The sequence below is a fragment of the Caulobacter sp. P1_B12_2 genome, assembly GCF_056406675.1.
Genome location: NZ_JBFTZS010000562.1, coordinates 1 through 2,619 on the forward strand (window position 1 = coordinate 1; position 2,619 = coordinate 2,619).

A 2,619-nucleotide genomic window follows, 5' to 3' on the forward strand; every position below is an offset into this window, starting at 1 on the left:
TCGTCGGCCTCGGCGAACGTCAGCGCCAACGTTCCGGCGCCCGTGGCCGCGCCTCCGGCCGAGYCGGTGGTGATCGCCGCCCCGGTTGCGGCCGCTCCGGCCCCGACGCCGGCCCCGGTCACGCCCGACGCGCCGATGTAAATGTCTTAGTGGCGTACCTCGTAGCGTAAAAAAGAAGGGCGGCTCCTCGCGGGGCCGCCCTTTTTCCTGGTCGATCCGCTAGGGGCGGATCACCACCACTTGGTGGCCTTGGCGTTGAAGCCCGCGGCCTTTTCGATGGCGCCGGCGACCGAGAACACCGTGCCTTCGTCCAGCGGCTTGCCGATGATCTGCAGGCCCAGCGGCAAGCCGTTGGCGTCCAGTCCAGCCGGCAGGCTGAGACCCGGCAGGCCCGCCAGGTTCGTGGTCACCGTGAACACGTCGTTCAGGTACATGGCGATCGGGTCGTTGCTGTTCTCGCCCAGGCCGAACGCCGCCGACGGCGCCGTGGGGGTCAGGATGGCGTCGCACTTTTCCCAGGCGCTGTCGAAGTCCTCGGCGATGCGGCGACGCACCTTGAGGGCCTTCAGGTAGTAGGCGTCGTAATAGCCGGCCGACAGCACGTAGGTGCCGATCAGGATGCGGCGCTTGACCTCGTCGCCGAAGCCTTCGGCGCGGGTGTTCTCGTAGACCTCGGTGAGGTTCGCGCCCTGGGCCCGCAGGCCGTAGCGCATGCCGTCATAGCGAGCCAGGTTCGACGAGGCCTCGGCCGGGGCCACGATGTAGTAGGCCGGCAGGGCGTACTTGGTGTGCGGCAGGCTGATCTCGACGATCTCGCAGCCGGCTTCCTTCAGCCAGGCGACGCCCTGTTCCCACAGCGTCTCGATCTCGGCGGGCATGTTGTCGACGCGGTATTCCTTGGGAATGCCGATCCGCAGGCCCTTGACCGACTTGCCGACGAAGGCGGCGAAGTTGGGCACCGGCACGTCCAGGCTGGTCGAGTCCTTGGGGTCGTGCCCCGACATCGAGGTCAGCAGCAGGGCCGCGTCCTCGACGGTCTTGGCGATCGGGCCGGCCTGGTCCAGTGAACTGGCGAAGGCCACCGTGCCCCAGCGCGAGCAACGGCCGTAGGTCGGCTTGATGCCCACGGTTCCCGTGAAGGCGGCGGGCTGGCGGATCGAGCCGCCGGTGTCGGTGGCGGTGGCCCCCAGGCACAGGCCGGCGGCCACGGCCGCGGCCGAGCCGCCCGAGCTGCCGCCCGGGGTCAAAGCTTGGTTCGAACCCGTCTTGCGCCAGGGATTGATCACCGGGCCGTAGGCGCTGGTCTCGTTCGACGAACCCATGGCGAATTCGTCGAGGTTCAGCTTGCCCAGCATCACCGCCCCGTCGCGCCACAGCTGGCTGGTGACGGTCGACTCGTAGTGCGGGACGAACGGCTCGAGGATCTTCGAGGCGGCCGTGGTCGGCACGCCCTCGGTGCAGAACAGGTCCTTGATGCCCAGCGGGATCCCGTCCAGCGGACGGGCCACGTCGAGCGCCCGGCGGGCGTCGGAAGCGGCGGCCATCGACAGCGCCTGTTCGGGCGTCTCGAACAGGAAGGCGTTCAGGCCGCGCGCGGCCTCGACGGCCTCGATGTGGGCCGTGGTCAGCTCGACCGAGGTGAAGTCCCCGGCTTCCAGCCCGTCCAGCGCGCCCTTGAGGGTGAGAGAGGTCAGCGAAGTCATCGTTATTCAACCACCTTCGGGACCACGAAGAAGCCGTCCACCGTCTTGGGGGCGTTGCCGGTGACGACGTCGGCGTCGCCGCCCATGGTCACCACATCGTCACGCAGCGGCAGGCCGGCGTGCACGACGCTGGTCAGCGGCTCGACGCCGTCGGTGTCGACCTCGGCCAGCTGCTCGATCCACGTCATGATGCCGTTGAGCTCCTGGGCCAGGGGCTCCAGACGATCTTCGGGTGTGGCGATGCGGGCGAGCCGCGCGACCTTCCGCACGGTGGCGGCGTCAATGGCCATGGGGGCCTCCTGAATACCAAGCGCGTGGGTTAGCCGTGCGAGGGGCGCTTTGACAAGCTCTTCCCTTGTTCGGGGGGCGTCTCGACATGTTATGAGGAGCAATGCCCGTTCTAGACATCACTGAATTCGCCGCCGCCATTCCCGACTACCTGCCCATCGTCGGGCTGGATCCGGGCGAGAAGACCATCGGGGTGGCCGTGTCCGACGTCACCCTGACCGTCGCCAGCCCGCTGGCCTTGATCAAGAAGACCAAGTTCAGCGAGGACGCCGAGGTGCTGTTCCAGCTGATGGGCAGCCGCAAGGCGGCCGGCATTGTAATCGGCCTGCCAATGAACATGGACGGCACCGAAGGCGTGCGCTGCCAGTCCAACCGCGCCCTGGGCCGCAACCTGCTGCGCCTGCAGCCCCACATCCCGATCACCTTCTGGGACGAGCGCCTGTCGACGGCGGCCGTGACCCGGGTGCTGATCGAGGAGCACGACGTCAACCGCAAGCGCCGCGCCGAGGTCGTCGACAAGATGGCCGCCGGCTGGATCCTGCAGGGCGCGCTGGAGCGGATGCGGGGCATCAACGAGGCGGCGGGCAAAGGGTTTTAGCCAGCGGAACCCTCTCCCAGAGGGAGAGGG

General features: G+C 68.3%; 3 protein-coding genes. 1 reads left to right on the forward strand and 2 read right to left on the reverse strand.

Features of this window, described 5'->3' with window-relative positions; genetic code table 11:
- Positions 1-230: 230 nt before the first annotated feature.
- Entirely contained in the window at positions 231-1,703 is a 1,473-nt protein-coding gene (gene gatA / locus AC1DZ6_RS23250; RefSeq protein WP_477099479.1) for an Asp-tRNA(Asn)/Glu-tRNA(Gln) amidotransferase subunit GatA, read from the reverse strand.
- A 2-nt stretch (positions 1,704-1,705) separates the two neighbouring features.
- Positions 1,706-1,993, reverse strand: a complete 288-nt coding sequence (gene gatC, locus AC1DZ6_RS23255) for an Asp-tRNA(Asn)/Glu-tRNA(Gln) amidotransferase subunit GatC (protein ID WP_477099480.1) — start codon at positions 1,991-1,993, stop codon at positions 1,706-1,708.
- A gap of 101 nt (positions 1,994-2,094) precedes the next feature.
- Here gatC and ruvX point away from each other — a divergent pair, with 101 nt between their 5' ends.
- A complete protein-coding gene (gene ruvX / locus AC1DZ6_RS23260; RefSeq protein ID WP_477099481.1) occupies positions 2,095-2,589 on the forward strand; it encodes a Holliday junction resolvase RuvX in 495 nt (164 codons plus the stop codon).
- Positions 2,590-2,619 lie beyond the last annotated feature (30 nt).

Coding starts and splice junctions, on each gene's coding strand:
- gatA (WP_477099479.1), bottom strand. CDS start 1,703: ATGACTTCGCTGACCTCTCTCACCCTCAAGGGCGCGCTGGACGGGCTG.
- gatC (WP_477099480.1), bottom strand. CDS start 1,993: ATGGCCATTGACGCCGCCACCGTGCGGAAGGTCGCGCGGCTCGCCCGC.
- ruvX (WP_477099481.1), top strand. CDS start 2,095: ATGCCCGTTCTAGACATCACTGAATTCGCCGCCGCCATTCCCGACTAC.